The sequence below is a fragment of the Streptomyces sp. NPDC002265 genome, from assembly GCF_040296125.1.
Taxonomy (GTDB): Bacteria; Actinomycetota; Actinomycetes; order Streptomycetales; family Streptomycetaceae; genus Streptomyces.
The window spans coordinates 1-26,783 of the sequence record NZ_JBEOWS010000097.1 but is presented as its reverse complement, the minus strand read 5'-3'; the positions used below and the strand labels follow the sequence as shown (position 1 = coordinate 26,783).

The 26,783-nt window shown below is 72.7% G+C and carries 21 protein-coding genes and 2 pseudogenes; 10 read left to right on the top strand and 13 right to left on the bottom strand.

Features of this window, described 5'->3' with window-relative positions; all coding sequences use genetic code 11:
- Positions 1–2,292: pseudogene (locus ABT085_RS18930) on the top strand (lipopolysaccharide biosynthesis protein); the annotation flags it as partial.
- A gap of 43 nt (positions 2,293–2,335) precedes the next feature.
- Here the strand turns inward: ABT085_RS18930 and ABT085_RS18925 are convergent.
- Positions 2,336–3,752: pseudogene (locus ABT085_RS18925) on the bottom strand (GH39 family glycosyl hydrolase).
- A 249-nt stretch (positions 3,753–4,001) separates the two neighbouring features.
- Here ABT085_RS18925 and ABT085_RS18920 point away from each other — a divergent pair.
- Positions 4,002–5,096 (top strand): DUF5925 domain-containing protein, encoded by a 1,095-nt coding sequence (locus tag ABT085_RS18920; protein ID WP_351608709.1) that lies wholly within the window; start codon positions 4,002–4,004, stop codon positions 5,094–5,096.
- A 15-nt stretch (positions 5,097–5,111) separates the two neighbouring features.
- Here ABT085_RS18920 and ABT085_RS18915 read toward each other — a convergent pair whose 3' ends face one another.
- Positions 5,112–5,480 carry a GntR family transcriptional regulator gene (locus ABT085_RS18915; protein WP_351608706.1) on the bottom strand — a complete coding sequence of 123 codons (369 nt, stop codon included), beginning with the start codon at positions 5,478–5,480 and terminating at the stop codon, positions 5,112–5,114.
- 82 nt (positions 5,481–5,562) lie between these two features.
- Here ABT085_RS18915 and ABT085_RS18910 point away from each other — a divergent pair, with 82 nt between their 5' ends.
- Positions 5,563–6,492 (top strand): GNAT family N-acetyltransferase, encoded by a 930-nt coding sequence (locus ABT085_RS18910; RefSeq protein WP_351608703.1) that lies wholly within the window; start codon positions 5,563–5,565, stop codon positions 6,490–6,492.
- The gene (locus ABT085_RS18905) at positions 6,473–6,973 is read left to right on the top strand and encodes a ribonuclease FAU-1 family protein (RefSeq protein ID WP_351608700.1); all 501 of its coding nucleotides are present in this window, start codon (positions 6,473–6,475) and stop codon (positions 6,971–6,973) included. The genes ABT085_RS18910 and ABT085_RS18905 overlap by 20 nt, the downstream gene beginning before the upstream one ends.
- Positions 6,974–6,977: 4 nt before the next feature.
- On the opposite strand, the gene ABT085_RS18900 is transcribed toward ABT085_RS18905, so the two are convergent.
- Positions 6,978–7,652 carry a class I SAM-dependent methyltransferase gene (locus ABT085_RS18900; RefSeq protein ID WP_351608697.1) on the bottom strand — a complete coding sequence of 225 codons (675 nt, stop codon included), beginning with the start codon at positions 7,650–7,652 and terminating at the stop codon, positions 6,978–6,980.
- 139 nt (positions 7,653–7,791) lie between these two features.
- Here ABT085_RS18900 and ABT085_RS18895 point away from each other — a divergent pair, with 139 nt between their 5' ends.
- Positions 7,792–7,926 carry a hypothetical protein gene (locus tag ABT085_RS18895; protein WP_351608694.1) on the top strand — a complete coding sequence of 45 codons (135 nt, stop codon included), beginning with the start codon at positions 7,792–7,794 and terminating at the stop codon, positions 7,924–7,926.
- Positions 7,927–7,983: 57 nt separating this feature from the next.
- Here the strand turns inward: ABT085_RS18895 and ABT085_RS18890 are convergent, their stop codons facing one another.
- Positions 7,984–8,445, bottom strand: coding sequence for a GNAT family N-acetyltransferase (locus tag ABT085_RS18890; RefSeq protein WP_351608691.1), 462 nt, complete (start codon positions 8,443–8,445; stop codon positions 7,984–7,986).
- 167 nt (positions 8,446–8,612) lie between these two features.
- On the opposite strand from ABT085_RS18890, the gene ABT085_RS18885 reads away from it, so the two are divergent.
- On the top strand, positions 8,613–9,692 hold the full coding sequence (locus tag ABT085_RS18885; RefSeq protein WP_351608688.1) for a lytic polysaccharide monooxygenase auxiliary activity family 9 protein: 1,080 nt from the start codon (positions 8,613–8,615) through the stop codon (positions 9,690–9,692).
- Between the two features lie 62 nt (positions 9,693–9,754).
- Here the strand turns inward: ABT085_RS18885 and ABT085_RS18880 are convergent, their stop codons facing one another.
- On the bottom strand, positions 9,755–10,672 hold the full coding sequence (locus ABT085_RS18880) for an esterase/lipase family protein (RefSeq protein ID WP_351608685.1): 918 nt from the start codon (positions 10,670–10,672) through the stop codon (positions 9,755–9,757).
- A gap of 173 nt (positions 10,673–10,845) precedes the next feature.
- Complete coding sequence (locus ABT085_RS18875; RefSeq protein ID WP_351608682.1) at positions 10,846–11,289, bottom strand: MarR family winged helix-turn-helix transcriptional regulator; 444 nt, start codon at positions 11,287–11,289, stop codon at positions 10,846–10,848.
- Positions 11,290–11,396: 107 nt separating this feature from the next.
- Between ABT085_RS18875 and ABT085_RS18870 the strand changes: the two genes are divergently transcribed.
- Positions 11,397–11,771, top strand: a complete 375-nt coding sequence (locus tag ABT085_RS18870) for a cupin domain-containing protein (protein WP_351608679.1) — start codon at positions 11,397–11,399, stop codon at positions 11,769–11,771.
- Between the two features lie 15 nt (positions 11,772–11,786).
- On the opposite strand, the gene ABT085_RS18865 is transcribed toward ABT085_RS18870, so the two are convergent.
- The 5 genes from ABT085_RS18865 to ABT085_RS18845 form a co-directional block, all read right to left on the bottom strand.
- Complete coding sequence (locus ABT085_RS18865) at positions 11,787–15,272, bottom strand: DNA polymerase III subunit alpha (protein ID WP_351608676.1); 3,486 nt, start codon at positions 15,270–15,272, stop codon at positions 11,787–11,789.
- A 148-nt stretch (positions 15,273–15,420) separates the two neighbouring features.
- A complete protein-coding gene (locus tag ABT085_RS18860) occupies positions 15,421–16,377 on the bottom strand; it encodes a S1 family peptidase (RefSeq protein WP_351608673.1) in 957 nt (318 codons plus the stop codon).
- Positions 16,378–16,609: 232 nt separating this feature from the next.
- Positions 16,610–17,563, bottom strand: a complete 954-nt coding sequence (locus tag ABT085_RS18855; protein WP_351608670.1) for a slipin family protein — start codon at positions 17,561–17,563, stop codon at positions 16,610–16,612.
- A 161-nt stretch (positions 17,564–17,724) separates the two neighbouring features.
- A complete protein-coding gene (locus ABT085_RS18850; RefSeq protein ID WP_351608667.1) occupies positions 17,725–18,621 on the bottom strand; it encodes a S1 family peptidase in 897 nt (298 codons plus the stop codon).
- Positions 18,622–18,898: 277 nt separating this feature from the next.
- Complete coding sequence (locus tag ABT085_RS18845; RefSeq protein ID WP_351608664.1) at positions 18,899–20,110, bottom strand: DUF5685 family protein; 1,212 nt, start codon at positions 20,108–20,110, stop codon at positions 18,899–18,901.
- A 300-nt stretch (positions 20,111–20,410) separates the two neighbouring features.
- Here ABT085_RS18845 and ABT085_RS18840 point away from each other — a divergent pair, with 300 nt between their 5' ends.
- Positions 20,411–20,848, top strand: coding sequence for a cell division protein SepF (locus ABT085_RS18840; RefSeq protein ID WP_351608661.1), 438 nt, complete (start codon positions 20,411–20,413; stop codon positions 20,846–20,848).
- A gap of 60 nt (positions 20,849–20,908) precedes the next feature.
- Here ABT085_RS18840 and ABT085_RS18835 read toward each other — a convergent pair whose 3' ends face one another.
- Both ABT085_RS18835 and ABT085_RS18830 read right to left on the bottom strand, forming a co-directional pair.
- Positions 20,909–22,099: an acyl-CoA dehydrogenase family protein gene (locus ABT085_RS18835; RefSeq protein ID WP_351608657.1), complete on the bottom strand. Its 1,191-nt coding sequence runs from the start codon at positions 22,097–22,099 to the stop codon at positions 20,909–20,911.
- A 214-nt stretch (positions 22,100–22,313) separates the two neighbouring features.
- A complete protein-coding gene (locus tag ABT085_RS18830) occupies positions 22,314–23,993 on the bottom strand; it encodes an MFS transporter (protein WP_351608645.1) in 1,680 nt (559 codons plus the stop codon).
- Positions 23,994–24,261: 268 nt separating this feature from the next.
- Here ABT085_RS18830 and ABT085_RS18825 point away from each other — a divergent pair, with 268 nt between their 5' ends.
- Entirely contained in the window at positions 24,262–25,449 is a 1,188-nt protein-coding gene (locus ABT085_RS18825) for a mannosyltransferase family protein (protein WP_351608642.1), read from the top strand.
- 238 nt (positions 25,450–25,687) lie between these two features.
- On the top strand, positions 25,688–26,743 hold the full coding sequence (locus ABT085_RS18820) for a phosphatase PAP2 family protein (RefSeq protein WP_351608639.1): 1,056 nt from the start codon (positions 25,688–25,690) through the stop codon (positions 26,741–26,743).
- Positions 26,744–26,783: the final 40 nt, after the last annotated feature.

Here is a 26,783-nt window from a genome sequence, read left to right as displayed (position 1 = left end):
GCCGCTCCCGACGGGGACCTCGCCGACCTGGGGGCGTGCGAGGTCCCCGCCGCGGGGGCACCGCACCGGCACGGGCAGCCCGGGGCGCATGCGCTGCCCGGACCGGCCGACGCCGTGCCGCGCGACGGTAGGGCGGCCGACGCACCGTTCGGGCCGCCCGGCAGCGCTGCGGGCACCGGGCCCGGCGGTGCCGTCATGGCCGGGCCGGTACGGGAGGATCCCACCGTCCCGGGCGGGCGGCCCCGGACGGACCCGCCGCGCCGCGGAGCCGGTCCGAGCGCCGGCGGCCCACCCGCTCCGGGCTGCTCCTCGGCTGTCTGCCGGCCGCCGCGCTGCTGCTCTACTGGGCGCCCGTGCTGGGGCTGTCCGACGCCGACCTGGACGGGATGGGCGGGCTCGGGCCGGTCTCGGTCCTGCCGCCGGCGACGCTGACCGGCGCGGCGCTCCTGGTCGTGGTCTTCGCGGCGCTGCTCGGGCGCGGCCGCGAGCACCGGGGGCTGCTGCTGGCCACGCTGCTCGCCACGGTCGTCTCGCTGCACGCGCTGCCCGCCGTGATCGAGACCGAGCCGCGGTTCGCGACCGCCTGGCAGCACCTGGGCTTCCTCGACTACATCGACCGGACCGGCACGGCCGTGCCCGACCTGGACGCCCGCTGGAGCTGGCCGGGCTTCTTCGCGGCGGCCGCGTTCGTGCTGCGGGCGTGCGGGGTCGGCGACCGCACCGAGCTGATCCGCTGGTGGCCGACGGCCGTCCAACTCCTCCATCTGGCGCCGATGTTCCTGCTGGTGCGTTCGATGCGGGCGAGCTGGCGGGCCAAGTGGACCGGCATCTGGGTCTTCGTGCTCGGCGGCCGGGTCGGCCAGGACTACTTCTCCCCGCAGGGCTTCACCTTCCTGCTGTACCTCGCCTTCGTGGCGATCCTGCTGGTCTGGTTCCGTCCCCCGCACGTGCCGCGGACCGGGCGGTGGCCCGGGGAGGCGGAGGCCGGGCCGGCCGACCGCCGGCAGAAGGCGGTGCTGCTCGCGGTGCTCATCGGCCTGTTCGCGGCGAGCGTGCCCGCCCACCAGCTGACCCCGTTCGTGATGCCGGGCGTATCGGCGTTCCTCGTCCTGCTCGGCCGCTGGGAACTGCGCGGCCTGCCGCTGCTGTTCGCCGTGATCGTGGCGGCCTGGGTGGGCTTCATGGCCGAGCCGTACTGGTCCGGTCACTTCGACGAACTGTTCGGCGGGGTCGGCGGGATCGGCAGCAATGTGTCGACGTCCGTCTCCGGCCGTATCCAGGGCGGCAGTGCCACCCACAAACTGGTGCTCTACACACGGGTGCTGCTGGCCGCCGGGGTCATGGCGTTCGCCTGCTGGGGCTGGTGGCGGCGGCGCGCGCACAAGTACCGCGAGCGGTCGCTGCTCGTGCTCGCCTTCGTCCCGTTCCTCGGCTTCGGCATGCAGTCGTACGGCGGGGAGATGGCGCTGCGCGTCTTCATGTTCGCCCTGCCGGGCGCGGCCCTGCTGGCCGGGCTCGCGCTGTTCCCGCGCACCGGGACCACCGTCGGGGACCGCGACCGGGACCGGGTCGGCCTCGCCACGGGGGCGGCGCTGCTGGCGGGTCTGGTCCTCATGGGCGGCTTCCTGGTGGCCCGTTGGGGCAACGAGTCGTTCGAGCGGGTCCGGCCGGGCGAGGTCGCCGCGATGGACTACGTCTACGCCCACGACGATCCGACCGTGCGGCTGCTGTGGCTGAGCAACGACACCGAGAACAACGTGACCCCGGCGATGCCGTGGGCGCCAAGGACATGGAGAAGGTCCAGTACGTGCCGACCCTGGCGCCCGCCGACCCGGTGCTGGTGTCGGGCCTGGTCGAGGCGCTCGAGGACGCGGGCCCGAACTCGTATCTCGTGGTCAACCGCAGCCAGGTCGTCTACCTCGAACTGGACGTGGGCTACTCGGCGTCCTGGGAGCCGCGCCTGCTGGCGAACCTGGACGGGCGGCGGGAGCTGAGGAAGGTCCTGGCCAACGACGACGTGACCATGTACGCGCTGCGCGAGCGGCCCGCGGGCGAGGTGCCCGCGGCCGACCCGGGCCTGATCGGGCCGCAGATCACCTGGACACCCTGGTCGGTGGCCGGGGCGCCGGCAGCCGTCGTGCTGATCCTGCTGCTGACGGCGCGCGAGGTGCTGCGGGTGGCCGGCCGGGCGTGCGGCGGCTGCGCCGGCTGCGGAGCGGCTTCCGGTTCGCCCTGCCGCTGCTGGCGGTGCTGTCCGCGGCGCTGGTGCAGCGGTTCCTGACGATGAAGTGAGCGCGGCGGCCCACCGGCTGCTCACCGGGTACTCCCCCGGTGCTCACCTGGTGAGCCACTTCACCTCGTACGCCCGCATCTCGAACCGCCGTCCGTCGACCTGCGCGCTGATCGGCCGGTCGCGGGTGTTCACCACCAGGACGGTCCTGCCGGTGGCCATGACCCGGACGTTGGGCACGTCGTCCGCGGCGACGGACACGGTGTCGTACCGGGTGCCCGGCGGGAACTCCTCGCCGAACCGGGAGACCAGCCCGTACATGGGCAGCGGCGCGCCGCCGTCCGCGCGGTCGGTCGGGGTCCACAGACAGCCGGGGCAGCCGGGGCCCTTCTCGTCCTCCGGGTTCCAGTAGAAGCCGGAGGAGGCGCCGCCCTCGACCATGGCGATCAACCCGGCGGCCTGCACGGCGACACGGCGACTCTCCGGCCAGACCTTGCGGTCGTCGTCGCCGTCGGCGGGTTCGACGTAGTACTCCGCCCACCACAGCGGCAGCCCGGCGGTCTGCCGTCGCACCCAGGTGCCGACGGCGGTGAGCTTGTCGGTGGCGCCGAACTCGTCGGGCAGCAGTGCGTCGTCCTTGGTGTAGCTGGAGCCGTCGACGACGACGAAGTCCGCGCCGGCCTTGTGCCGGTTCCAGTAGGCGAAGGCATCGAGGACCCGCTGGTCCAGAGCGCCCCACGGGCCCGCCAGGGCCGTCGAGGCCGATTCGGCGCGCGGGTCCACACTGTCCATCACCAGGTACGGGCCGCCGACCATGATGTCCTTGTCGACCTTCTTCAGGGCCCGGTGGACGAGGTTGTACAGGCGGGTGTACCCCTCGTAGTCCCAGCGGCCCTCGACGTCGTTCCAGAAGCCCTTGAACTCGTTCCAGACGATGAAGTGGCGTACGTCGGGGTAGCGCCGGGCGACGGTCGCGGCGAGCGCGGCGAAGTCCGCGTAGTGCTCGGGCCGGGGGCGGTCTCCAGCACGGACCGGCTCCAGTCGGTCCCGCCCGCGCCCGCCCGGCCGCCCTTCATCCAGTCCGGCGAGCAGCACAGGGTGAGGACCGGGGTGCCGCCGGAGGCGCGCACGAAGTCGATCCGGCGGTCCAGCGCGGCGAAGTCGTAACGCCCCTTCACCGGCTCGGGGTTGTCGGCCCCCAGCCCATGACGGCCTGGTTCTGCGGCAGGCCCCCGCGCTTCGACAGCAGGCCCTCGGCCCGCCGGGTGGCGGCCCCGCTGCCCTCGTCGGCGCTGAACTGGGTGTGGGTGAAGCCCCAGCCGACCTCGGGCCTCGCCGCCCGCGCCGGGGTGGCGGGGGTGCCGTGCACCTTGGCGCCGTCGGACGTGGTGCCTGCGGTTCCGCCGCCCCCCGGCAGTGTGTTGATCAAGGTCACGACCAGAGCGAGTGCGGCCACCGCCGCGCCGAGCAGCGCGGCGAGCCGCCACCGCCGTGCCCCCGAATTCCACTCATCACATCCCATCAAGGACAACACTAACGGCGTGAACGGCTGTACGGGCAGGTGCAGTCGAGGCACGGCCCGGTGGCAGGACACGGGCGTCGCGCACCGGGCGCGCGGCGCCGCGGGCGGGGACGCGAGGGGACATGACGGGACTCGACCGGACGTGACGGGAGGCAGCGGACTACCCCGGACGTGGGGAACACGCCCGACACTTCACGCGCACCGCGGAAACCGGGTGCACTCGGCGCCCTTGTGCCGGATCATGGCGGCATGTCAGCGAACCCGCACGACGCGCTGCCGATCCGGCTCAACGTCGACGACTCCGACTCCCCGTCCGACGTCGTCGACGCACTGTTCCTCGGCCGCTTCGCGACGGGCGAGCAGCCGTTCTCGCACGCGTCGAACATCGAACGGGTGCGGTCCGGAGCGTCACTGCTGCCGCCGGACGCCCGGGTGCTGCGCATCGCCCGCGACGACGACCGCAGCGCGACCCTCGCCGAGGGCGACGGCTGGACGCTGCTCGTCTCCCGCTGGAACCGGGGTGCCGACGTCACGGTCACGGCGACCAGCGCCGAGCTCGCCCAGAAGGTCCTGGACCAGGCGACCGACGGCGCGACGGACGAACCGGAGCCGCAGCCGGAGAACGTCACGATGGGCTTCTGGTACGTGTCCCCGAGACGGGGTCCGCACCGCACCACCCGGCAGATCTCGGCGGGCACCTGGGAGGACGTGCGGGCCAACTACACCGCGCCGGTGGCCGGCGCGATGGACCGCCTGATGGGCACGACCCCCGAGGACATCGCCGGCCGGCTGCTCCTGCTGCACGGCCCGCCCGGCACCGGCAAGACCTCGGCGCTGCGCACGCTGGCCCGGTCCTGGCGGGATTGGTGCCAGGTGGACTGTGTGCTGGACCCGGAGCGGCTGTTCAGCGACGTCGGCTATCTGATGGACATCGCGATCGGCGAGGACGACTCCACGGGCAAGGGCCGCTGGCGGCTGCTGCTCCTGGAGGACTGCGACGAACTGATCCGCGGCGAGGCCAAGCACACGGCCGGCCAGGCCCTGTCCAGGCTGCTGAACCTGACCGACGGCCTGCTCGGCCAGGGCCGCAACGTCCTGGTCGGGGTCACCACCAACGAGGACCTGGAACGCCTGCACCCGGCCGTCGTCCGTCCCGGCCGCTGTCTGGCCCGGATCGAGGTCGGCAGACTGACCCGCGCGGAGGCGGTGGACTGGCTGGGCACCGACGAGGGCGTCGGCCGGGACGGGGCGACCCTGGCGGAGCTGTACGCACTGCGGCGCGGGACGGCACCGGCCTCGGTCCCGGAGCCGCGGGACGGCGTGGACGCGGGACTCTACCTGTAGCGCGCCGGACTGTCGTCAACCGCCGTACGCCGCCCGCAGGGCGTCCCGTACGGCGGCCAGCGCGTCCGCCTCGGTGAGCCCGAGCCGTCGGGCCCGCTCCACGTACGCCTGCGCGGCCGACGCCAGCTCCCGTTCCGCGGCCGCCCCGGCCGCCGCGACGAACGTCCCGTGCCGCCCGCGCGTCTCGATCACTCCGTCTGCCTCCAGCGCCCGGTAGGCCTTGGCCACCGTGTTCGCCGCGAGGCCCAGGGACTCGGCCAGCCCGCGCACGGTCGGCAGCCGGTACCCCACCGGCAGCACCCCCGACCGCGCCTGCTCGGAGATCTGCGTCCGTACCTGCTCGTACGGCGGAGTGCCGTCATCGATGTCGATCTTCAAGGTCACGGGGTGATTGTCGCGCACCCACCGCCGCCGCGCCCGAAAATGGGAGGCGTCCCGTCCGTCCCCCCACGTAGCGTGCGCCTCCATGACGATGATCGTGCGTGATGTCCGAGCCGGGGTCCGGGGCGACGTCGAGGGCTTCGCCCGGGTCCGGCGGCTGGCGCTGCCCTTCATGGTGTCCACCCCGGAGTCACTGGTCCACGACCTCACCCGCGCCCAACCCGCGGCGCGTTACCGGCCGTTGGTCGCCGAGGAGGACGGCGAGATCATCGGCACGGCCCAGGTGGGTCTGGCGCACGAGAGCCCGGAACCGGGGCAGGGCTACCTCAACGTGTACGTGCACCCCGGACGGCTGCGCAGCGGTGCCGGATCGCTGCTGACGCGGGCCGCCGAGAAGCACCTCACGGCCGAGGGCGCGACCAGGCTGTTCAGCTGGGTCCTGGACGAACCGGACAACCGCTCCTTCGCCGAACGGCGCGGCTACCGGGCGAGCCGTTCCGCGCACTTCCTGCGTCTCGACCTCGCCCACGGCACGCTGCCCGGGCTGCCGGACCTGCCGCCGGGCGTCGAGCTGCGCACGGCCGCCGACTTCGCGGCCGATCCGCGCCCGCTGTTCGAACTGGACGCGCAGGGGGCGTCGGACGAACCGAGCGACATCGCCCTCGAGTTCACCGACTACGCGGCCTGGCTGGACGAGACCTGGAACCACCCGCTGCTCAGCCGTGAGCTGACCTCGGTCGTGCTGGTCGACGGCCGCCCCGCCGCCCTCAGCGCGGCCCACACCGACGGCGCGACCCGGTACTCCAGCGTCATGACCAGCACGGCCCGCGCCTTCCGCGGCCGGGGCCTGGCCAAACTCGCCAAGACCGCCTCCCTGCACCGCGCCCGCGCGGCCGGCTGTACGGAGGCGTTCACGGGCAACGACACCGGCAACGGCCCGATGCTCGCGATCAACACCTGGTTCGGCTACGAGATCTGCGCAACGGAGGTGCGGTATGTCCGCGAACTCGGCTGACTCGGCCCGCATGGTGGATGTCGTCCTGGTCAAGGGCGGCCGGACGAAGATCCGTTACCCGGCGGAGCTGCTCCAGGACGACGGCACCCGGGTCGTCGTACGCGCGCCGTTCGCGGGCGGGACCGTGCGCGACTTCGGCTTCGTACGTTTCGAACCGGGCGATGTCTTCACCGAGTACTACTGGCGGGACCGCTGGTACGCCGTGAAGGAGCTGCGTGACCCGGCGGGCGCGCTCAAGGGCTGGTACTGCGACATCACCCGCCCCGCCGCCGTCTCCGGCGCCGAACTCGTCGTGGAGGACCTCGACCTCGACCTGTGGCGCTCCGCCGACGGCCGGGACGTGCGGCGGCTGGACGAGGACGAGTTCGAGGAGAGCGGCCTCACCGAGCGGGACCCGGCGGCCGCGGCCGCCGCCGTGGCGGCCCTCGACCTGCTGGAACGGCTGGCCCACGAGGGCGGCTTCGACGAACTGCTGGTCTAGGGCCTCAGCGGAGCGTCGCGACCACCGCGTACCGCTCGTCCGTCACCTCCTTGCCCCACAGCAGCGGGTCGTCCGACAGCCGCTCCATGCGTACCTCGTCGGCCCACGGTGCCACGAGGGACAGGAGCCGCTCGGCGGGTATGCCGACCGGGTCGAGGGTGCCCCATACGCCCTCGACCAGCACGAGCCGGCCTCCCCCGGTGCCGTCGGGGCTGCCCGCGGGACGCAGCAGGTCGCGCCAGTGCCGCAGGGCACGGCCGGGGTCGGGCAGGGCCCACAGCAGATGCCGGACGAGGACGGTGTCGAAGCGCCGCTCGCCCACCGGCGGGGCCGCCGCGTCGCCGACGAGGAACGCGGCGTCACGCCCGGTGAGCTTGCGGCGGGCGAGGTCCACCATGGCCGGGGACCGGTCGACACCGGTGACCCGGTGTCCCTGCTCGGCCGCGAGGAGCGACAGGCTGCCGGTGCCGCAGCCGAGGTCGAGCACGTCCCCGGGCCGTGCGGGCAGCCAGTCGCGCAGCCGCCGCGCCCAGGCGTCCCGCACCCGGGGGTCGCGCAGTCCGTGGTCGGGCTCGTCGTCGAACGTGGCGGCCTGCGCGTCCCAGTCCACCTCCGCCGAGGTCACGGCGGTGCGGGCCGTGCCCGGGCCCGTGGTGTCGTCGGTGATCCCATCCGTCATGCGGCAAGCGTGACACCCACCACTGACAATCGAATCGTGACTCCGGCCACTGACAGGCGGCCGCCGATGAGGAACTCTCCCCGAAAGCGTCTGTCCCCGTGAGAACACGGATCACGGCAGGCGCTCGAAGGAGGCAGCCATGCGCCGCATCACCGTGCAGAAGCCCCTGAGGAAGACGGACAGCCGCAGAGTCCGCGAGGACGCCGAGGCGCGCCCCGACCGGCGGCCCGAGGTCCGCAAGGACATCGCCCGGACCTGGTGGCCGGACGGCTGACCGGACCGGCCCCGCGGACCGTCGGCGCGGTCAGTGCCGTCAGCACGGTCAGCGCCGTCAGCGCAGCCGCTTGCGGTAGTGGACACGGTCGTAGGGCCCGTCGACACGGCGTTCCACGACCTCGTACCCGTACTTCGGGTAGATCTGCCGGTTCTCCCACATCAGCGCGTTCGTGTAGAGCCTGACCTCGGGCAGGCCCAGCTCACGCGCGCGTGCGTCCACGAACTCCAGCAGCCGCCGCCCCACCCCGCCGCCCTGTGCGTCGGGGTGGACGGCGATGCTGTCGAGGAACAGATGGTCCTCGTGCGTCTCCAGCACGACGAGGCCTGCCACCCCGGCCGTCCCGGGCCCGCCCGTGACGAACACCCGGCCCGCGGCCACGTTCGCCGCGTGGTCCGCCTCCATCGGCTGCGGCACCACACCGATCCGCTCGATGTAGCGCTGGTAGGCCGCGTCGGTCACGGCCCGCACGGCCGGTACGTCGGCGGCCACGGCCTGCCTGATCCCCTCGTGCGTCATGCCGTGCACGGTACCTACCTGATCCCAGCCTGAGCACTCCCTTAAGACGATCCTAAGGATCACCCTCGGCCGCCTCCGACCGGCGATTCCACGGTTTCCTGGGGCTAGCTTGCTGATCACCCCACGGGATCCAGCCCGCCCGAAGGACCGTTTCGAGGAGTTCCCCCATGCCTGCTCGCCGCAAGCTCGCCGTCGCCGCCGCGCTGGGCACGGCCCCGCTCGCCCTGACCGCCCTCGCCGCCGTCCCCGCGGCCGCGCACGGCTCGATGGGCGACCCGGTCAGCCGGGTCGCGCAGTGCTACGCGGAGGGCCCCGAGAGCCCGAGGTCGGACGCCTGCAGGGCGGCGGTCGCGGCCGGCGGCACCCAGGCGCTCTACGACTGGAACGGCATCCGGATCGGTGACGCGAACGGACGGCACCAGGCGCTCATCCCGGACGGCAGGCTGTGCAGCGCGAACAACGAGGAGTTCAGGGGCCTCGACCTGGCCCGCGCCGACTGGCCGGCGACCGCCGTGCACAGCGGCCCGTACACCTTCAAGTACCGCGTGACCGCCCCGCACAAGGGCACTTTCGAGGTGTACCTCACCAAGGCCGGCTACGACCCCGCCAAGCCGCTGGCCTGGTCCGACCTGGACCTGGAGCACCCGGTGGCGACGGCCGAGGACCCGGTCGCCACGGGCGGCTTCTACACGTTCTCCGGCACCCTGCCCGAGCGTGCGGGCAAGCAGCTGCTGTACGCGGTCTGGCAGCGCTCGGACAGCCCGGAGGCGTTCTACTCCTGCTCGGACGTCGTCTTCGGCGGCACGTCCGGAAACGCCGGCTCGGCCGGGAAGAACGGCGGCTCGACGGACGGCGGTTCCGCCGCGGCCCCGGCCGCCTCCGCGCCCTCCGAGCGGCAGATCGAGGCCGGTGCCGACAGGTCGACGATCGAGCACCACGGCCACGGGGACGACGACGCCCGTACGTCCGCGGAGCCGGCCACCGGCGCGAGTGCCGGAACGACCACCGGGGCCACCGCCTCGGCGTCCGCCCGGCCGGCCACCGAAGCGGTGGCACCGGCCGCGTCGACGACGGCCGCCGGCGACCCGAAGACCGCCGTCGTCGGCGAGAACCTGGCCGAGACCGGCGGTGACCCCCGTACCCCGTACTTCGCGGTCGGCGGTGCGGCGGCGCTGGCGCTGGGCGCGGCCGCGCTGTTCGCCTCGGTGCGACGGCGTGCGGTGGGCGGTGGCCGGCCCGGCCGCTGAACAGGACTCCGGGGCCTGACCGGCGGCTCAGGCCGGACAGGCCCCGGCAGAACGACCGGGCGTCAGCTGAGGACCGACGCGCAGGTGGTGGGGCTGGCGTGGGCCGGGTCGAGGGCGTTCGCCACCTCGTGGAAGGCGATCCGGTCGGTCACGCCGAGCAGTGCGTGTTCCGAGAGATCGAGCGAACACAGGTCTTGGATCAGCACGTTCTTCACGTCGGACCCGCTCAGGAACTGGCTCTGGTACGGGGTGACGACCTCGTCGTACTTGCTGGCGATGACCGTGTAGTGGACGCCGGGCACGGTGTCGCCGCCCTGGTTGAGCCGGGTCATGAAGTCGGACCCGACGACCTGCTGGGCGAGCGCGGGGGTGGCCAGGTTGAGCACGTCCTCGGCACCGGGGAAGTACGGCAGCAGCTTGGTGAGTCCGCCGAGGGTGGTGCCGTGGCTGTTGGGCGCGATGCCGACGAGGGCGTTCACCTTGGCGGCGCCGCCGAGGAACTTCAGGTAGTAGCGGGGCATCATGCCGCCCTGCGAGTGGCCGACGAGGTCGGCCTTGGCGGTGCCGGTCGCGGAGAGCACCTTGTCGACGAAGGCGGACAGCTGCTCGGCCGACTGGTCGATGGGGCCGAGCCCGTAGATGAGGGGGACGCCGGCCAGCTGGCCGTAGTCGAAGGAGAAGACGCAGTAGTCGCGGCTCACCAGGTAGGGGGCGAGGGAGAGCCAGTTGTCGACGGAGTTGGCGAAGGTGCCGTGCACCAGGATCACCGGGCGGGGGTGGGCGGCGGACGGCTTGCAGGAGTAGTCGTTCCAGCCGTGGCTGGGTGCCGAACTCGCGGCGGCGGACAGACGGGCGGTGGCCGCCTGAGCGGCGGACGCATGGGCGGCGGACGCATGGGCGGCGGTGGCGGGGACGGCGGCGACCGCGATGGTCATCAGCAGCGCGGCAAGCGGTCTGAGCACTCGCTTCCAGGGCAGCATCGGGTGATCTCCTTGCGGCTCATGGGGGGTAGACGGCCTTACGCCTTGTGATCCGGATCACGAGGATGCTGTTCATGCGTCAAGTTACGGGCGAGTAGCCCCTGTGTGAAGTTACGCGTCAGTAAAAAGTTCCCAGCAATCACTGGCAGAGTCCGGGCGCAACGGACGAAGCCTCACCAGGAAGGCCTGAGCGGGCCGTAGGGCGCGATCCGCACCAACTGCTCGCACAGCAAGCCCACTTCACGCTCGCCCAGCACCCCGGCCCACTCCTGCACGATCTCGGCGATCGCCTCCTCCGCCGCCCGGGTGCAGGCCCAGCCGCGCTCGGTCAGCACGACGAGCCGGGCCCGCGCGTCCTCGGGATGCGGCCTCCGTTCGGCGTACCCCTTGCGCACGATCTCGTCGACGAGCTGACTGGCGGCCTGCTTCGTCACCCCGAGGTGGACGGCGAGATCGGTGACCGTCGCGGCACCCCGGGAGAGCCGGGTGAAGGCGAAACCGTATGCGGGCCGCCCCTCGAACCCGCGCGCGACGACACCGTCGTTGACACGTCGGGTCAGGTCGCCCGCGGCGGCGAGCAGGGCGGCGGCCAGGGCGAGGGCTTCGGAGTTCTGCACGACCGCATTGAAACACCCCCGGCGAACCGGTCAATCCCCTTGACCAATCGGTCAAGCTCCTTGACCATATAGTCAAGCAGCTTGACCATTTGCCGAGGAGGCACCCCATGCCCATCGTCCGCTCGTCCGACGCCGTCACCCACGAACTGCACGGCGCCCGGTTCGTCTCGCACGCCGGCTCCCACACCGGCAGCAGGCAGCTGTGCGCCTGGCGGGGCGAGATCCCGCCGGGGACCAGGGCGCCCGCGCACACCGTCGACCGGGAGGAGATCCTCCATCTGCTCGACGGCGAGCTCGTGGTCACCCTGGACGGCCGCACCGACCGCGTCTCCGCCGGCGACACCCTGATCATCAACCCCGGCGCGACGCTCACCGTCGAGAACCACTCCGACCGGACCGCGGTCTCCTGGGTCACCAGCTCCATCGGACTGGAGGCGGAGCTGGCCGACGGCACCCGGATCGCCCCGCCCTGGGCCCGCTGAGAACCCGCGCCCCGGTCATCCCGCACTCCCCGGACTCTGGTGCCACAACTTCCTTCCGCCCGCCGGGCCCTCGCCCGCGGGACGCAGGTCGGCCCAGGGGTTCAGCTCGTACCCCGTGGGCATACGGATCGTCCGGCCCGTGCCCGGTTCCGCCGTCGTCCGCGGCTCCGCCGCCCGCCGCTCGTGCGGGGCGGCGGGCTCGGCCAGCCGGGCCGCCACCCGGTCGAGGCCGCCGTCGGCGCGCAGTTCCGCCAGTTCGGCGAGGTTCCAGGCGGCGGCGCCCACCACGCTGAGACTGCGCGGGCCGCGCCGCTGCACCACCCCGCGCACCAGCAGCAGCCAGGAGTGGAAGACCGTATGGGCACAGGCGTCGTGGGAGTCGTCGAAGAAGGCGAGGTCGACCAGACCCGTACCGTCGTCCAGGGTGGAGAAGATGACCCGCTTGCCGGACCGGATCGGCGGGGTCTGGGTCGCCGCCTTGGCACCGGCGACCAGCACCGTCTCCCCGTGCCGCGCCTCGCGCAGCCGACGCGCCGACATCACGCCCAGCTCGGCGAGGAACGCGCGGTGGTCGTCCATCAGATTGCGCGAGACGTCCATGGACAGCACGCCCAGCTCGGCGCTGAGCCGCTCGGCGTCGGAGAGGTCCGGCAGCCCGGCCGGAGCCGTTCCGCGCCCCTTGGACCGGTCCACCTTGCTCATGTCCACGAGCGGGGAAGGGAGTTGGTCACCGCCCGCACCCCGTCCGCCGTGGTGCAGCTCGGTCAGATGCAGTTGCAGGTCACGGCGGTTGGCGCCGAACGCGTCCAACGCGCCCACCTGGGCCAGCCGTTGAGCGGTCGGCCGACTGGGCCGGGCCCGCTCCCAGAAGTCCGGCAGCGAGGCGTACGGCTGCCCGTCCGCGATCCGGGCCGCCTCGGTCTCACCCATGCCGTGCACGTCCGAGAGGGCCAGCCGGAGCCCCCATCCCTCGTTACCGGACACCAGTTCGATTCGATGAGTGACCGCCGACCTGTTCACGTCCAGCGGCAGGATCGGCACCCCGCGCCGGCGCGCGTCCGCCAGCAGCAGCCGCTTCGGATACATCCCGGGGTCGTGCGCGAGCAGCCCGGCGTAGAAGGCGGCCGGGTGGTGCGCCTTCAGCCACGCCGACTGGTACGTCGGTACGGCGAACGCGACGGCGTGCGCCTTGCAGAAGCCGTAGCTGCCGAAGGCCTCGACGATCTCCCAGGTCCGCCGAATCGTTTCCGCGTCGTAGCCGTTCGCCGCCGCGTGCTGCGCGAACCAGAACCGGATCCGCCCCTGCGACTCCGGGTCGGACAGCCCGCGCCGCACCCGGTCCGCCTCACCGCGCCCGCACCCGGTCAGGATGTCGACGATGTCGATGATCTGCTCGTGGAAGACGACGACCCCGTACGTCTCCTTCAGCGGCCCCTCCAGGTCCGGGTGCGGATACCGCGTCGGCGCCCGCCCGTGCCGCGCCTCGATGAACGGCCGCACCATGTCGGCGGCGACCGGGCCGGGACGGAAGAGCGAGATGTCGACGACCAGGTCGTGGAAAGTGGCCGGCTGGAGCCGCCCGACCAGGTCCCGCTGGCCCGGCGACTCGATCTGGAAGCAGCCCAGCGTCTCGGCGGAGCGGATGAGCCGGTAGGTCGCCGGGTCGCCCGGCGGCACGGAGTCCAGGTCGAGCCGCTCCCCCGTGGCCCGCTCCACCTCCGCCACCGCGTGCGCCATCGCCGACTGCATCCGCACCCCGAGCACATCGAGCTTGAGCAGTCCGAGGTCCTCGACGTCGTCCTTGTCGAACTGGGACATGGGCAGTCCCTCGCCGCTGGTCGGCACGACCGGCGTACGGGCGAGCAGGGAGGCGTCGGACAGGAGCACGCCGCAGGGGTGCATGGCGACCCCGCGCGGGAGGGCGTCGAGGGCCTCGACCAGCTCCCACAGCCTTCCGTACCTCTCCCCCTCCCCCGCCAGCTGCCTGAGCTCGGGCAGCTCGGCCAGCGCCGCACGGGCGTCACGGGCCCGGATGTGCGGGAAGGACTTGGCGATGCGGTCGATCTCGGCGGGGTCCATGGACAGGGCGGCCCCGACGTCCCGGACGGCGTGCCGCACCCGGTACGTCTCCGGCATGGCGACGGTCGCGACCCGCTCGGCGCCGAAGCGGCCGATGATCGCGCGGTAGACCTCCAGGCGGCGCGCGGACTCCACGTCGATGTCGATGTCGGGCAGCACCGACCTGCGGGTGGACAGGAAGCGTTCCATCAGCAGCCCGTGCTCGACCGGATCGGCGTGCGCGATGCCGAGGAGGTGGTTGACCAGGGAGCCCGCGCCGGAGCCGCGCGCGGCGACCCGGATGCCCATGTCCCGTACGTCGTCCACTACCTGAGCGACGGTCAGGAAGTAGGAGGCGAAGCCGTGGTGGGCGATGATGTCCAGCTCCTGGTGCATCCGCTCCCAGTAGGCCCGCCGGGTGTCGTAGCCGCGCAGCACCATTCCGGCCGCCGCCCGGGAGGCGAGCGCCCGCTGGGCGGTGCGCCGGCCGGCGCCGACGAGGTGCGCCTCGGGGAAGTGGACGGTGCCGATGCCGAGGTCGTCCTCGGGGTCGACCAGGCACGCGGCGGCGGTGGCCCGGGTCTGCTCCAGCAGCCGGTGGGCGGTGTCGCGCCGGTAGCCCGCGGCCTCGACGATCCGCTCGGCCACCGCGAGCATGGCGTCGGCGTCCTTGAGCCAGGCCTCGCCGGAGTCCAGTTCCCCGGCGGGGTCGATCGGGACCAGTCTGCGGGCCGCGTCCAGGACGTCGGCGACCGGGCCCTGACCGGGGTCGGCGTACCGGACGGCGTTGCTGAGCACCGGACGCACCCGCTGCTCGGCGGCGAAGCCGACCGTACGGGCGGCCAGCCGCAAAGAGCCCTCGCCGGTGCCCCGGCGGCCGTGCCAGACGGCCTCCAGGCGCAGGTCGTCGCCGTAGATCTCGCGCCAGGGGGCGAGCAGCCGGGCCGCGCGGTCCGGGCGCCCCGCGGCGAGCGCGCGGCCGACGTCGGAGGCGGGGCCCAGCAGCACGGTCACACCGGCGGCGCGGCGGTCGGCCCAGGGCAGCAGCGGCGGCCCCTCGCCGGCGTGTGCCGCGGTGACCAGCCGGCACAGGCCCGCCCAGCCGGTCGCGCCGTCCCGGGCCAGAAAGGTGACCCGGGGTGTCGACTCGTCGATGAAGGCACCACCGCGCACGGGGGTACGGCGCCGCTCGGGCCGTACGGACTCGTCCTGCCGCTCCGGCCCGGCCTCCTCGACCGCCAGGTTCACGCCGAACAGCGGGCGGATGCCCGCCTTCGCGCAGGCCTTGGCGAAGCGGACCGTACCGGCGAGGGTGTCACGGTCGGTGAGGGCGAGGGCGTCCATGCCCCGCTCGGAGGCGCGCTCGGCCAGTCGTTCCGGGTGCGCCGCACCATGGCGCAGGGAGAACCCGGAGGCGGTGCGCAGATGCGTGAAATCCGGCATCCGCACCTCCCGCACTCGTGAGCCCGACCAGCTCTCGAACATTAGTTCCCAACTGCCTCAGCACCACCATACCCCTATTTTCGAACGCGTGTGCGATGTCATCTCGAACCCCTCTCACCTGCGTAAACACCGCGCCCGGAGCGCCCGGTCAGCCGATCCGGGCACCGAAGGCCGACAGCGCCTCGGTGACCGGCTGGAAGAAGGTCACCCCGCCCGCGGTGCAGTCGCCGCTGCCGCCGGAGGTGAGACCGATCGCCGCGTCGCCGTCGAAGAGCGGGCCGCCGCTGTCACCGGCCTCGGCACAGACGTCCGTCTGGATCAGACCGCTCACGATGTCGCCGTTGCCGTAGTTCACGGTGGCGTCCAGGCCGGTGATCCGGCCGGAGCGCACCCCGGTCGTCGCACCGCTGCGGGTCACCCGCTCGCCGACCGTGGCGTCGGCCGCCCTGGTGACGGCCCGCGCGGACCCGTTGTGGAGGTCGACCTCGCTCGGGTGGACCACGTCCGCGGTGTACTTGACCAGGCCGAAGTCGTTGCCCGGGAAACCGGACCGCTCGCTGCGGCCGATCGTGGCGCCACGACCGTCGGTCCAGGTGGAGACCGCCTCGGTGCAGTGCCCCGCGGTGATGAAGTACGGCTGTCCGCCCTTGACCACGTTGAAGCCGAGCGAGCAGCGGCCGCCGGTCCCGGCGATCGCGTCGCCACCGGCGATCAGGGGCTTGAACTCCCCCTTGGTGCGCCTGAGTTCCACGGCGGGGCCGAGCCTGCCGACGACCTCGCCGAGCTTGGTCCAGTCGGCGTCGGAGACGCGTCGGTCGGCGGTGACGACGACCCGGCCGGCGCGCGGGTCGGTCACCCAGGAGGTGCCGGGCACGGTCACCGTGTCCGCGAGGACGGCACGGGCGCTCTCCAGCTCGGCGAGGTTTTGCGGCACCAGCGCCGAGGCGAGGTTTCCGGCCGCCGCGGCCGGCGGGATCCTGGGCGTGGACGCCTCGGCCGACTCGCCGGCGTTCGCATTCTGGAAGGTGAGCCCCGCGATGAGCAGCGCGGCGACACCCGCGCCCGCCACGGCCGCACGGCGTCCGGGTGTGCGTCGATACTTCAACTCATGTCCTCCTGCGGGGAGGCCGGCCCGACGGGCGATGGGGACCCGGCAGGCCGGAAGGCCGGTTGACGAGCGTCAACTCTTCCGAGTCGCCCAGGGAGCACACAAGGTCGACTTCAGGGTGCGCGTACGGCGGCTCTCGCACGCCCCCTTGCGCCGACACGCCTCACCGCGCCGACCGATTCGCCCTGCGAACAATGCACATGGGTGACACTTCGTCAACCGACGGGATCTATTCCTGACTTGAATTCGCTGCTCCGGAATCCGCGGTCAAGTCGGCTTCCGCCGGGTGAGGTTGCTCCAGCACCGGCTGCCGGGTCACCGGAGCCGACGGCGGGACCGGCTGCTGAAGCGGCGCCGGGGCCGGCTGCGGGACCGGCTGCTGAAGCGGCGCCGGAACCGGGGCCGGCTGCGGCTGCGGGGCCGGCTGCTGGGCCTTCTCCAGGAAGCGCAGCAGTTCCACCGGGAAGGGCAGGACGAGCGTGGAGTTCTTCTCGGCGGCGACCGCCACCACCGTCTGGAGCAGCCGCAGTTGAAGCGCGGCGGGGGTGTCCGCCATCTGCTGCGCGGCCTCGGCGAGCTTCTTCGACGCCTGGAGTTCGGCATCGGCGTTGATGACCCGGGCCCGCCGCTCCCGGTCGGCCTCGGCCTGGCGGGCCATGGAACGCTTCATGGTCTCGGGCAGGGACACGTCCTTGATCTCGACCCGGTCGATGGAGACACCCCACTCCACGGCCGGGCTGTCGATCATCAGCTCAAGCCCCTGGTTGAGCTTCTCCCGGTTGGACAGCAGGTCGTCCAGCTCGCTCTTGCCGATGATGGACCGCAGCGAGGTCTGCGCCATCTGCGCGACGGCGAACCGGTAGTCCTCGACCCGTACGACCGCCTCGGCCGGGCCGATCACCTTGAAGTAGACGACGGCGTCCACCCGCACGGTCACGTTGTCCCGGGTGATGCCCTCCTGGCCCGGCACCGGCATCGTGACGATCTGCATGTTGACCTTGCGGAGCTTGTCCACGAACGGCACGATCATCGTGAACCCGGGTCCGCGCACCTCGGGCCGGAGTTTCCCGAGCCGGAACACGACGCCCCGTTCGTACTGCTTGACGACCCGCGCCGCCGTCATCATGTACACCGCCCCGGCGGACACGAGCACCGCTCCCGCCGCCACCAGCTCCTCGACCATCACGACCCCCCGGGGTCCGACGTGGGTGCCGCCGGGCCGGTACCGCCCGCGGCATTCGCCACGTCCGACGGTAACGCCGACGCCCGGACAAGGGCGAGCCCCCGCACGCCGGTTGCGTGCGGGGGCTCGCCGGGCCCGCTGTCCGCGGACCGGACGGAACGTCAGCCGACGCTCACGCCGTAGTAGTTCAGCGCCTCGACGACCGGCTGGAAGAAGGTCGTGCCGCCGGAGGTGCAGTTGCCGCTGCCGCCAGAGGTCAGACCGTAGGCCACGGAGCCCGAGTAGAGCGGGCCGCCGCTGTCGCCGCCCTCGGCGCAGACCGTGGTCTGGATCATCTGGTACACGACGTCACCACTGCCGTAGTTGACCGTGGCGTTCAGCGCGGTGACACGGCCGCTGTGCGTACCGGTGGTGGAGCCACGACGGTAGACGGTCGTGCCCACGCTCGGCGTGGCCGCGCTGCTGATGGTCTGGCTGCCGACGGCGCTCGGGTGCGAGGCCGAGCCGGTGTAGCGCACCAGCGCGAAGTCGTTGGTCGGGAAGCTGTAGCTCACGTTCGAGCCCAGCACGGTGCTCTGACCGGAGTTGGAGTACCAGGTGGAGGCGACCTCGCCGCAGTGGCCCGCGGTCAGGAAGTAGTAGGTGCTCCCGCTGTGCACGTTGAAGCCGAGCGAACAGCGGTAGCCGCCACCGTAGATGGCGTCGCCACCGGTGATCAGCCGCTTGAACCGGCCCGGGGTGTGCTTGATGGTGAGGGCGCCGGCGTTGCCGCCCGCGTCCGCCTTGATCTGTGCGATCTCGGCGGCGGAGACCGTGTCGTCGACGGTGACGACCACACGGTTCGTCTTGGCGTCGACGGCCCAGGCGGTGCCCGCGATGTCGGACCTGAGCACGGACTGGTTGACGCTGCTGAGCTGGTTCGCGCTGAACGTCTGGACGTCGGTCGCGCTCGCGGTGGGGACAGCGAACGCGGCTGCGGCCACGAGTCCGGTCGCCACGGCGATCAGCCGGGTCCGTCTCGCGATGCCGCTTCCAAGGGTGGTGCGCTTGATCCTCACTTTTCGTTCCCTCCCAGGGGAATTCGGGGGCCCGCGTGGGGTCGAGGCCCGTGAGGCGCAGCCAGGGGAGGCCGCCCGGATTTCGAACGTGCCGTGTCCCTGACAAGCGCTGTGGGGGAGTATTCGACCGCACGGCCGACGCGCGCAAGGGCGCCTTTCGGCCGTGCAGTCTTCAACTTAAGTACGCCCTGGGACGGTTGCCCCCACCGTCAGGCCGAGTTCCGCTCCCCCGCCGCGATCACGACGCACACCTCCCGCACCGGGCCGCCCGGCCGGCTCAGAGCCCGCAGTCGCAGCACTCGCAACACTCGCAGCACTCACAGATGTCACAACAGCCGCTGCAGTCGCCGCAGTCACCACAGCTGCCGCAACACCCCTCGCGCCGCTTGCCCGACCAGGGCCCCTCGTAGCTGTCGGCACAGCACACCTTGCAGGTGCAGCAGAGCCCGATCGCGACCGCGCACCCGGCCCAGAAACCCCGCTTGCCGGGGTGCGGCGGCAGCCCGCCGAAGGGGTCGCCCCCACCGGGACTCGCATAGGGGTTCCCCGGCCCCGGTGCCGCCTTGCCCTGCCCGGGCCCCTGCCCCGGGCCCTGTGGCGCGAAAGCGCCGTCCGGCGCGTGCCCGCAGGCCTCCGTCCCGAACGCCCGGTCCACCGACCGCCGCAGCTCGTGCGCGAGCAGCAGATGGGCCAGCCGGCCGTCCGTGAACTCCACCTCGCGCAGGGCGAGCCGGATGCCGTGCAGCGCGTCGTCGGCGAGCCGCCGGGCCTCGCCGAGCGGGGTGCCGGTCGCGGTGAGCGGGTTCCAGGCCCCCGACGCGGCGTCGGTCTCCCGGTCCTCGACGGCGTCCAGCAGATGCGCGAGCCGCCCGAACAGCCGTCCGGTCTCGGCGAGCGGGACGGCGTTGCCCGGCCGTCCGGCCAGCACCGCGGTGTGCGCGAAGGCCGCCGCGGTGGCGGTCTCGGTGGGTTCGGTGACCGTCAGGATCGGCGTCCCCGGCCCGGCGAGGGTCTCCAGGCCGGTCTGCCGGTTCACCGCCTCGACGAGCACGGCGGTGTCGAACCCGACGGCGCTCCCGCCGCGCGCACCCGCCCGCTCCCAGCTCCGGGCGACCCGGCGGGCGGCGAGCGCCACCGGCCTGCGGGCCAGCAGCCCGTCCCCGTCGGCGACATGGTCGTGCACCTTGGCCGAGGCGAGCACCAGCGAGACGGCGGCGGCGAGCCGGGCGCCCTCGCCGTTCGCGACGGACGCGGTGCGCATACCGCGCAGCGGGCAGGGACCCGCCGTACGCCGGCCGCCGCCCTCGGCCGCCGGGCGCTGAGCCTCCGTCAAAACCGATATGAGCAGACCGTCATAGTTCGTCACGATCCGCGCGAACTGTCCGTGATCGGCTCGAAGGGCGAGGCAGAGCCCGCACAGATGCGCCATCCACTGGGCGCGCAGCCCCTCACCGAGACGGTGGCTGCACGGCCTGACGATTCCGAACACGACGACCCCCCGTGGTCCGTACGGTGTTGAGCAGCCGCATCGTATCGGCTGCCGTATCGCCCCCCGTTCACCCGTACGCACCGCTCGTCACCCGTCCGCCGCGAAGAATCATATTTCACTCATAGTCAGCAGCCGCATACAGCAAGACCCTTGGGGAACGCGGGCTCTCGACGGATCGACTGTGCACCAGTACCGTCACAAACCCCCCGTGCGGCGTCTATCCACTTGGCGCGACATCCGCATCATGGACGACCATAGAGGTGCGGATAGCAAGAAGGACCGCTGTGAGAGGAGGCGTCCATGGGATCGGTGCGCAAGGCGAGTGCCTGGCTTGGCCTCGTCGACGACAACGATGACGAGCGTTACTACGACGACGACTACTCCGAGGGGACCGACTCCGGGGACGCCTGGGTCACCGACCCCCGGGTCAAGGTGGCCACGGACACGGCCGAGGAGAAGGGCCGCCGGATCGGCACGGTCACCCCGGACAGCTTCCGGGACGCCCGCGCCATCGGCGAGATGTTCCGGGACGGCGTCCCGGTCATCATGAACCTCACCGCCATGGAGGCGGCCGACGCCAAGCGCGTCGTCGACTTCGCGGCCGGACTGATCTTCGGACTGCGCGGCTCGATCGAGCGTGTGTCCACCCGCGTGTTCCTGCTGACCCCCGCCGACACCGAGATCGTCAGCGGGGAACCGGCCGCACGCCGTTCCGACGGCTTCTTCAACCAGAGCTGAGGCAGGGCCGGTCACCGGCCCTGCCCCGGCGGGGGCCCACCGGCCCTCCCCGGCCGGGTCTCACCGGAAGGCGTCGAGCCCGGTGAGCGCCTTGCCCAGCACGAGCTGGTGCATCTCGACGGTGCCTTCGTACGTCAGCACCGACTCGAGGTTGGTCGCGTGCCGCATCACCGGATACTCCAGGGAGATCCCGTTGGCACCGAGGATCGTCCGCGCCGTACGGCAGATCTCGATGGCCTCCCGTACGTTGTTCAGCTTGCCGAAACTGACCTGCTCGGGACGCAGGCGGCCGGCGTCCATACGCCGCCCGAGGTGATGGGCGAGCAGGATGCCCTTGTGCAGCTCGACGGCCATGTCGGCGAGCTTGGCCTGGGTGAGCTGGAACCCCCCGATGGGCCGCCCGAACTGCTCCCGCGTCCGCGCGTAGGAGACGGCGGCCTCGAACGAGGCGCGCGCCGCGCCCATCGCGCCCCAGACGATGCCGTAGCGGGCGTGGGAGAGACAGCTGAGGGGGCCGCGCAGCCCGACGGCCTCCGGGAGGACGGCGTCGGCCGGCAGCCGTACGTCGTCGAGCACGAGCTCGCTGGTGACGGAGGCGCGCAGGGACCACTTGTGCTTGATCTCCGGGGCGGAGAACCCCGCGCTGTCGGTGGGCACGGCGAAGCCCCGGATCCCGTCCTCGGTCTGCGCCCACACGACCGCGACCCCGGCCACCGACCCGTTGGTGATCCACATCTTGCGGCCGTTGAGCACCCAGTCGGAGCCGTCGCGCTTGGCGTGGGTACGCATGGCGGCCGGGTCGGAGCCGATGTCGGGCTCGGTGAGCCCGAAGCATCCGATGACCTCGCCGGCGGCCATGGCGGGCAGCCAGCGCTGCCGCTGCTCCTCGCTGCCGAACCGGTGGATCGCGTACATGGCCAGCGACCCCTGTACGGAGACGAGGGAGCGGATGCCGGAGTCGGCGGCCTCCAGCTCCAGACAGGCGAGCCCGTACTGCACGGCGGTGGCGCCCGCGCAGCCGTATCCGTCGAGCGACATGCCGAGTGCGCCGATCCCGCCGAGCTCACGCGCGAGCTCCCGGATGCCGGGCAGCTCCCCCCGCTCGTACCAGTCGGCGACGTACGGCAGCACACGGTCGGCGGCCCAGCTGCGCACGGTGTCCCGGACGGCCAGGTCCTCGGGGTCGAGCAGGTCGTCGATGCCGAGCGGGTCGGTGGGGTCGAACGGGGGCGACTTCGGGGAGACGGACACGGAACACCCTCCGGCAACTCAAAACTAGCGCCGCTAGTTACGGCTCGACCGCGGCCGACGTTACGACGCCGGGTGCCCCACGTCCAGCCTGACGCAGCGTGCCCCGCCTGCGGCCCGGCGGTCTCCCCCGCCGCCCGCCGCCCGGCGGCGGACCCGCGCGGTCGCCGCCCTTCCGGCCGACAGGAGGCTCACGCCGAGACGCGCGGCAGGACGCTCACGCCGAGACGCGTGACTGCGCGGCTTCCTCCGCCGGGACCGGGACCCGGACCTCCGCAGCCTGCTCCGCGGGGGCAGCGGGGACACGGGGCTGGGCGGCCTCCCGCGGCGCCGGTACCGCGGGCGCCTGCGCGTCCTCCCCGCACTGCATGACCCTGGGCAGCCGCAGCGCCATCAGGGCGCCCAGCAGCAGCAGGCCCGCGCTCACCAGCAGCGTCACATGCAGCCCGTGCACGAAACTGTCCCGGGCGGCCCGGCGCAGGGCGGCACCCGCCGGACCCCCGAGCCGTCCGGCCACGTCGTAGGCCTCGCCCAGGGAGTGCCCCGCCGCGGCCGACGCGGCCGCCGGGACACCCGGCACGGACGTGAGGCCGGGCGCGTACGCCGCGTTCATCACCGTGCCCAGCAGGGCGATCCCGATCCCGGCACCGAGCTGGTACGACGTCTCGCCGATCGCCGAGGCCCCGCCGGACTGCGCGGACGGCGCCTCGCTCAGCATGGACTCGTACGCCCCGAACAGCGTGGTCTCCAGCCCGAAGCCGAGCAGCACGAACCCGGCCAGCAGCAGCCCCGGGTTGTCCGCACCGCCCATCGCGGTCAGGGTCACCACCGCGGCTGCGGTGAGGCAGAACCCGGCGCACACCATCCGCCGCGGCCCGAAGCGCCGCAGCAGCCGCGCCCCGGCCAGTCCGGCGGCCATCGCCGCGACGGTCAGCGGCAGCAGCCGCAGCCCCGTGCGCAGCGGCGAGAGTCCCAGCACCAGCTGGAGGTACTGCGCGGCGATCAGCTCCAGGCCGACCAGCGCCAGCATCGCCAGCACGATGCACCCCACCGAGATGCTGAACGCCGGCCGGGCGAACATCCGCAGGTCCACCAGGGGATGCGGGCGGCGCCGCTGACGCCGTACGAACAAGGTGATCAGCACCGCGCCCAGCGCGAGCGGCAGCACGGTGAACGCGTCCGCCACCGGTTCGCCGGCACCGAGCCGCTTGACGCCCAGCACCACGCCGAACAGTCCGGCCGCGGCCATCAGCGCGCCGACGACGTCCCAGGGCCCCTCGCCGTCCCCGGTGGACTCGGGCAGCAGCAGCCGGCCGACCGGCAGGCTCACCAGCATCAGCGGGATGTTGACCAGGAAGACCGAGCCCCACCAGAAGTGCTCCAGCAGGAATCCGCCGAGCAGCGGCCCGACCGCCGCGCCGACCGCGGCGACCGCGCTCCAGATGCCGATCGCCATCGCGCGCTCGCGCCGGTCGGGGAAGACCTGCCGCAGGATCGAGAGGGTCGCGGGCATGATCATCGCGCCGCCGACGCCCAGCAGGGCACGCGCGACGATCAGTGTCTGCGCGTCCTGGGCCAGTGCGGCCAGGCCGGAGCCGACGCCGAACAGCGCGTACCCGAGCAGAAGGATCCTACGGCGGCCCACCTTGTCGCCCAGGGTGCCGAAGAGGATCAGCAGCGAGGCGCAGACGAGCGGGTAGGTGTCGACGATCCACAGCAGCTGCATCGCGTCCGGCCGGAGGTCCTCGGTGACGGCCGGCACCGCGACGTGCAGCACGGTCGCGTCGACGGCGACGAGGAGCAGGCTGACGCACAGGACGACGAGCACGACCCAGCGGTTGGCACCGGCCCCGGCAGCCCGGCGGCGCAGCGCGGCGGCCGTGGTCGTCCCGGCCATGTAGTACCTCCCAGAAGGTCCCTCGGGGTGCGGCGGGCTCACAGGGTCGGGGACTCCCCCATGACTCGGCCGGAGAGGAGCGGTGGTCCCCGGCCCGCGCAGTTCGCACGCGAGTGGCTCGTCAGCGTACGCGAGTTCGTTCCCGCGCCCAGTGGCGGACCTCTCACACCCGTCGGGGAACCCGTGTGGCGTAGGCCACTGCCCCGTCGCCCGCCCGCCCGGTCGGGCCGTGCGGGCGCGGACGCGGACGCGGTCGATAATCGGACCCGTGAACCATCCAGCGACGCGTACGGCGTCCCCGCCCGCCGCCGCCCTGCGCCGGGCGGCTCCGGCTCTCCTGGGGTACGCGGCCGTGCGCGCCCTGGGCCTGCTCGCGCTGGCCCTGTTCGCCCAGGCGCGGGGCAAGAGCGCGTACACCCTGCTGACCGGTCGCTGGGACTCGCTCTGGTACACGAGGGTCGCGGAGCTGGGATACGGCTACGAGGTGCGCCTGCCGAACGGCGACGTCCACTCCAACCTGGCCTTCTTCCCGTTGCTGCCCTGGCTGGAGCGGCTGCTGCACGCGCTCACCCCGCTGTCGTACGCCGGTGCCGGACTGGCCGTGTCGCTGCTCGCCTCGCTCGCCGCGGCCTGGGGGATCTTCGCGGTGGCGGACCTGGTGTACGGGCGCCGGGCCGGTGTGTGCGCCGTGCTGCTGTGGGCGGTCCTGCCGGTGGGGATCGTGCAGTCGATGGCGTACAGCGAGTCGCTGTTCACCGCGCTCGCCGCCTGGTCCCTGTACGCGGTGCTGAGCGGCCGCTGGCTGACCGCCGGGCTGCTGGCCGCGCTGGCCGGGCTGACCCGGCCGGTCGGGCTCGCCGTGGTCGCCGCGGTGTGGACGGCGGCCGTCGCCTCCTTCGGGCGAACAGGGAGCGAACCGCACCCAGGGGGCGCACATGCAGAGGAGCGCGCCCCGTCCCGCACGCGTCGCGCCCTCGCCATGCTCATCGCGCCCCTCGGTGCCGCCGGGTACGTGCTCTGGGTCGGCCGGCACACCGGCAGGGGCCCGCTCGGCTACCTCGACGTGCAGGCGGGCTGGCGCAACGGCTTCGACGGCGGCTACGCCTTCGCCCGCTTCGTCGCCGACAAGTTCACGTCATTTCCGTCGGCCCTGGCGGGCGCCGGGCTGGTCATCGGGGTCGGCCTGGTGATCTGGCTCTACGTCGTCGGGGTACGGCAGCGCCAGCCGCTGCCGCTGCTGGTGTACACGGGTGTCGTCACCGCGCTCGCGCTGTGCGCGTCGAGCTACTTCGGCTCGAAGCCGCGCCTGCTGCTGCCCGCGTTCCCGCTGCTGCTGCCGCTCGCCCTGGCCCTGGCCCGGCTGCGCATCTCCAGATCTGCGCTGGTGACAGGCGGTGTCGCGGTGCTGTCGGCCGTGTACGGAGCGTTCTGGCTGAACGGCTCCGGTCCGCCGTGACCGGCCCCGGCCGACCGGTGAGCGTCCGGAGAATTCCACCCCAGGATTCGGTGAACGAATTCATAAGCGACATAAAACTGCGCCCTAGAATGATCAAAAGAATTGCAGAGACCGGCATCCCGGCATTGACGATTCAGAGGAAATAAAGCCTCGCCTGAGAGGAATCCCACATCACATCGTCATCACAAACACGCTGAATCGACCGGGGACTGAGCTCACTCGCTGTAACGTCGATTGGGTGCGTACCGAACGAAAGCTCACCCGTCTGGACCGGGTGTTCGCCAGGCTGGACCGTGAGCCGGAACGACCGGCTCACATCGATGTGCCGAAGATGAGCCGGCACAGGATCGTGCTGTTCAGCGCGACCCTTGCCTTCTACCTGGCGATCGTGTGGGCCGTGGTGATCACCTCATGGCTGGTCCGGCTCGACTGGCAGGTCATGTTCTTCCGGCCGTACCAGCAGTGGCCGCAGATCCACGCCTTCCTCGACTACTACGTGGTCCTCGGCCAGCGCGGCCCGACCGCCGTGATGGTCGCGGCCTGGCTGGGCTGGCGCTCTTGGCGGCAGCACACGCTGCGCCCGCTGCTGAGCCTGGGCGCCTCGCTGCTGCTGCTGAACATCACGGTCGGTGCCGCCAAGCTGGGCATGGGCCGGCTCGGCCCGCACTACGCGATCACCATCGGCTCGAACGAGATGGGTCTGGGCGGCGATATATTCCCCAGCGGCCACACCGCCAACGCGGTGGTGACCTGGGGAATTCTGGCGTATCTGGCCTCCACCCCGAGAGCGCGCCGCTGGCTGTCCGCGCTCTCCGCGGTGACCTCGCTCGGGGTCGGCCTGACCACCGTCTACCTCGGCACGCACTGGCTGAGCGATGTGGTCCTCGGCTGGGCCGCGGGCCTGCTGATCCTGCTGGCCCTGCCGTGGTTCGAGCCGCTGGTGGCCCGCGCCGAGACCGCGCTGTTCGACCTTCGCGACCGGCTGCGGGACCGTCTGCGCGACCGGCGCTCCGGTACGACGATCGCGCCGGTGCCCGCACCCGCGTCCCCGGTCGGCGCTCCGGTGCTGCTCAAGCCACGTACCGCGGCTCAGGGCGAGGCCGCGGCGGCCCGCGAGGCGACCGTCCCGGTGCGCCCGCAGCGGACCCCCGTCCATCTGGCCCCGGGACCGCACATCGCCCGCTCGGAGCGCACCCCGGCCGCCCCGGCGGGCAGCCGCCGGCCGCCGCCGCACCCGGACCGCCTGCCCCGGGGCACGGCCGCCTCGACGGCCCGCCCCCTGGCCGGCGGCTGACCCCCGCGCACGGCGGGGCCGCCGGTACGCACCACCCGGC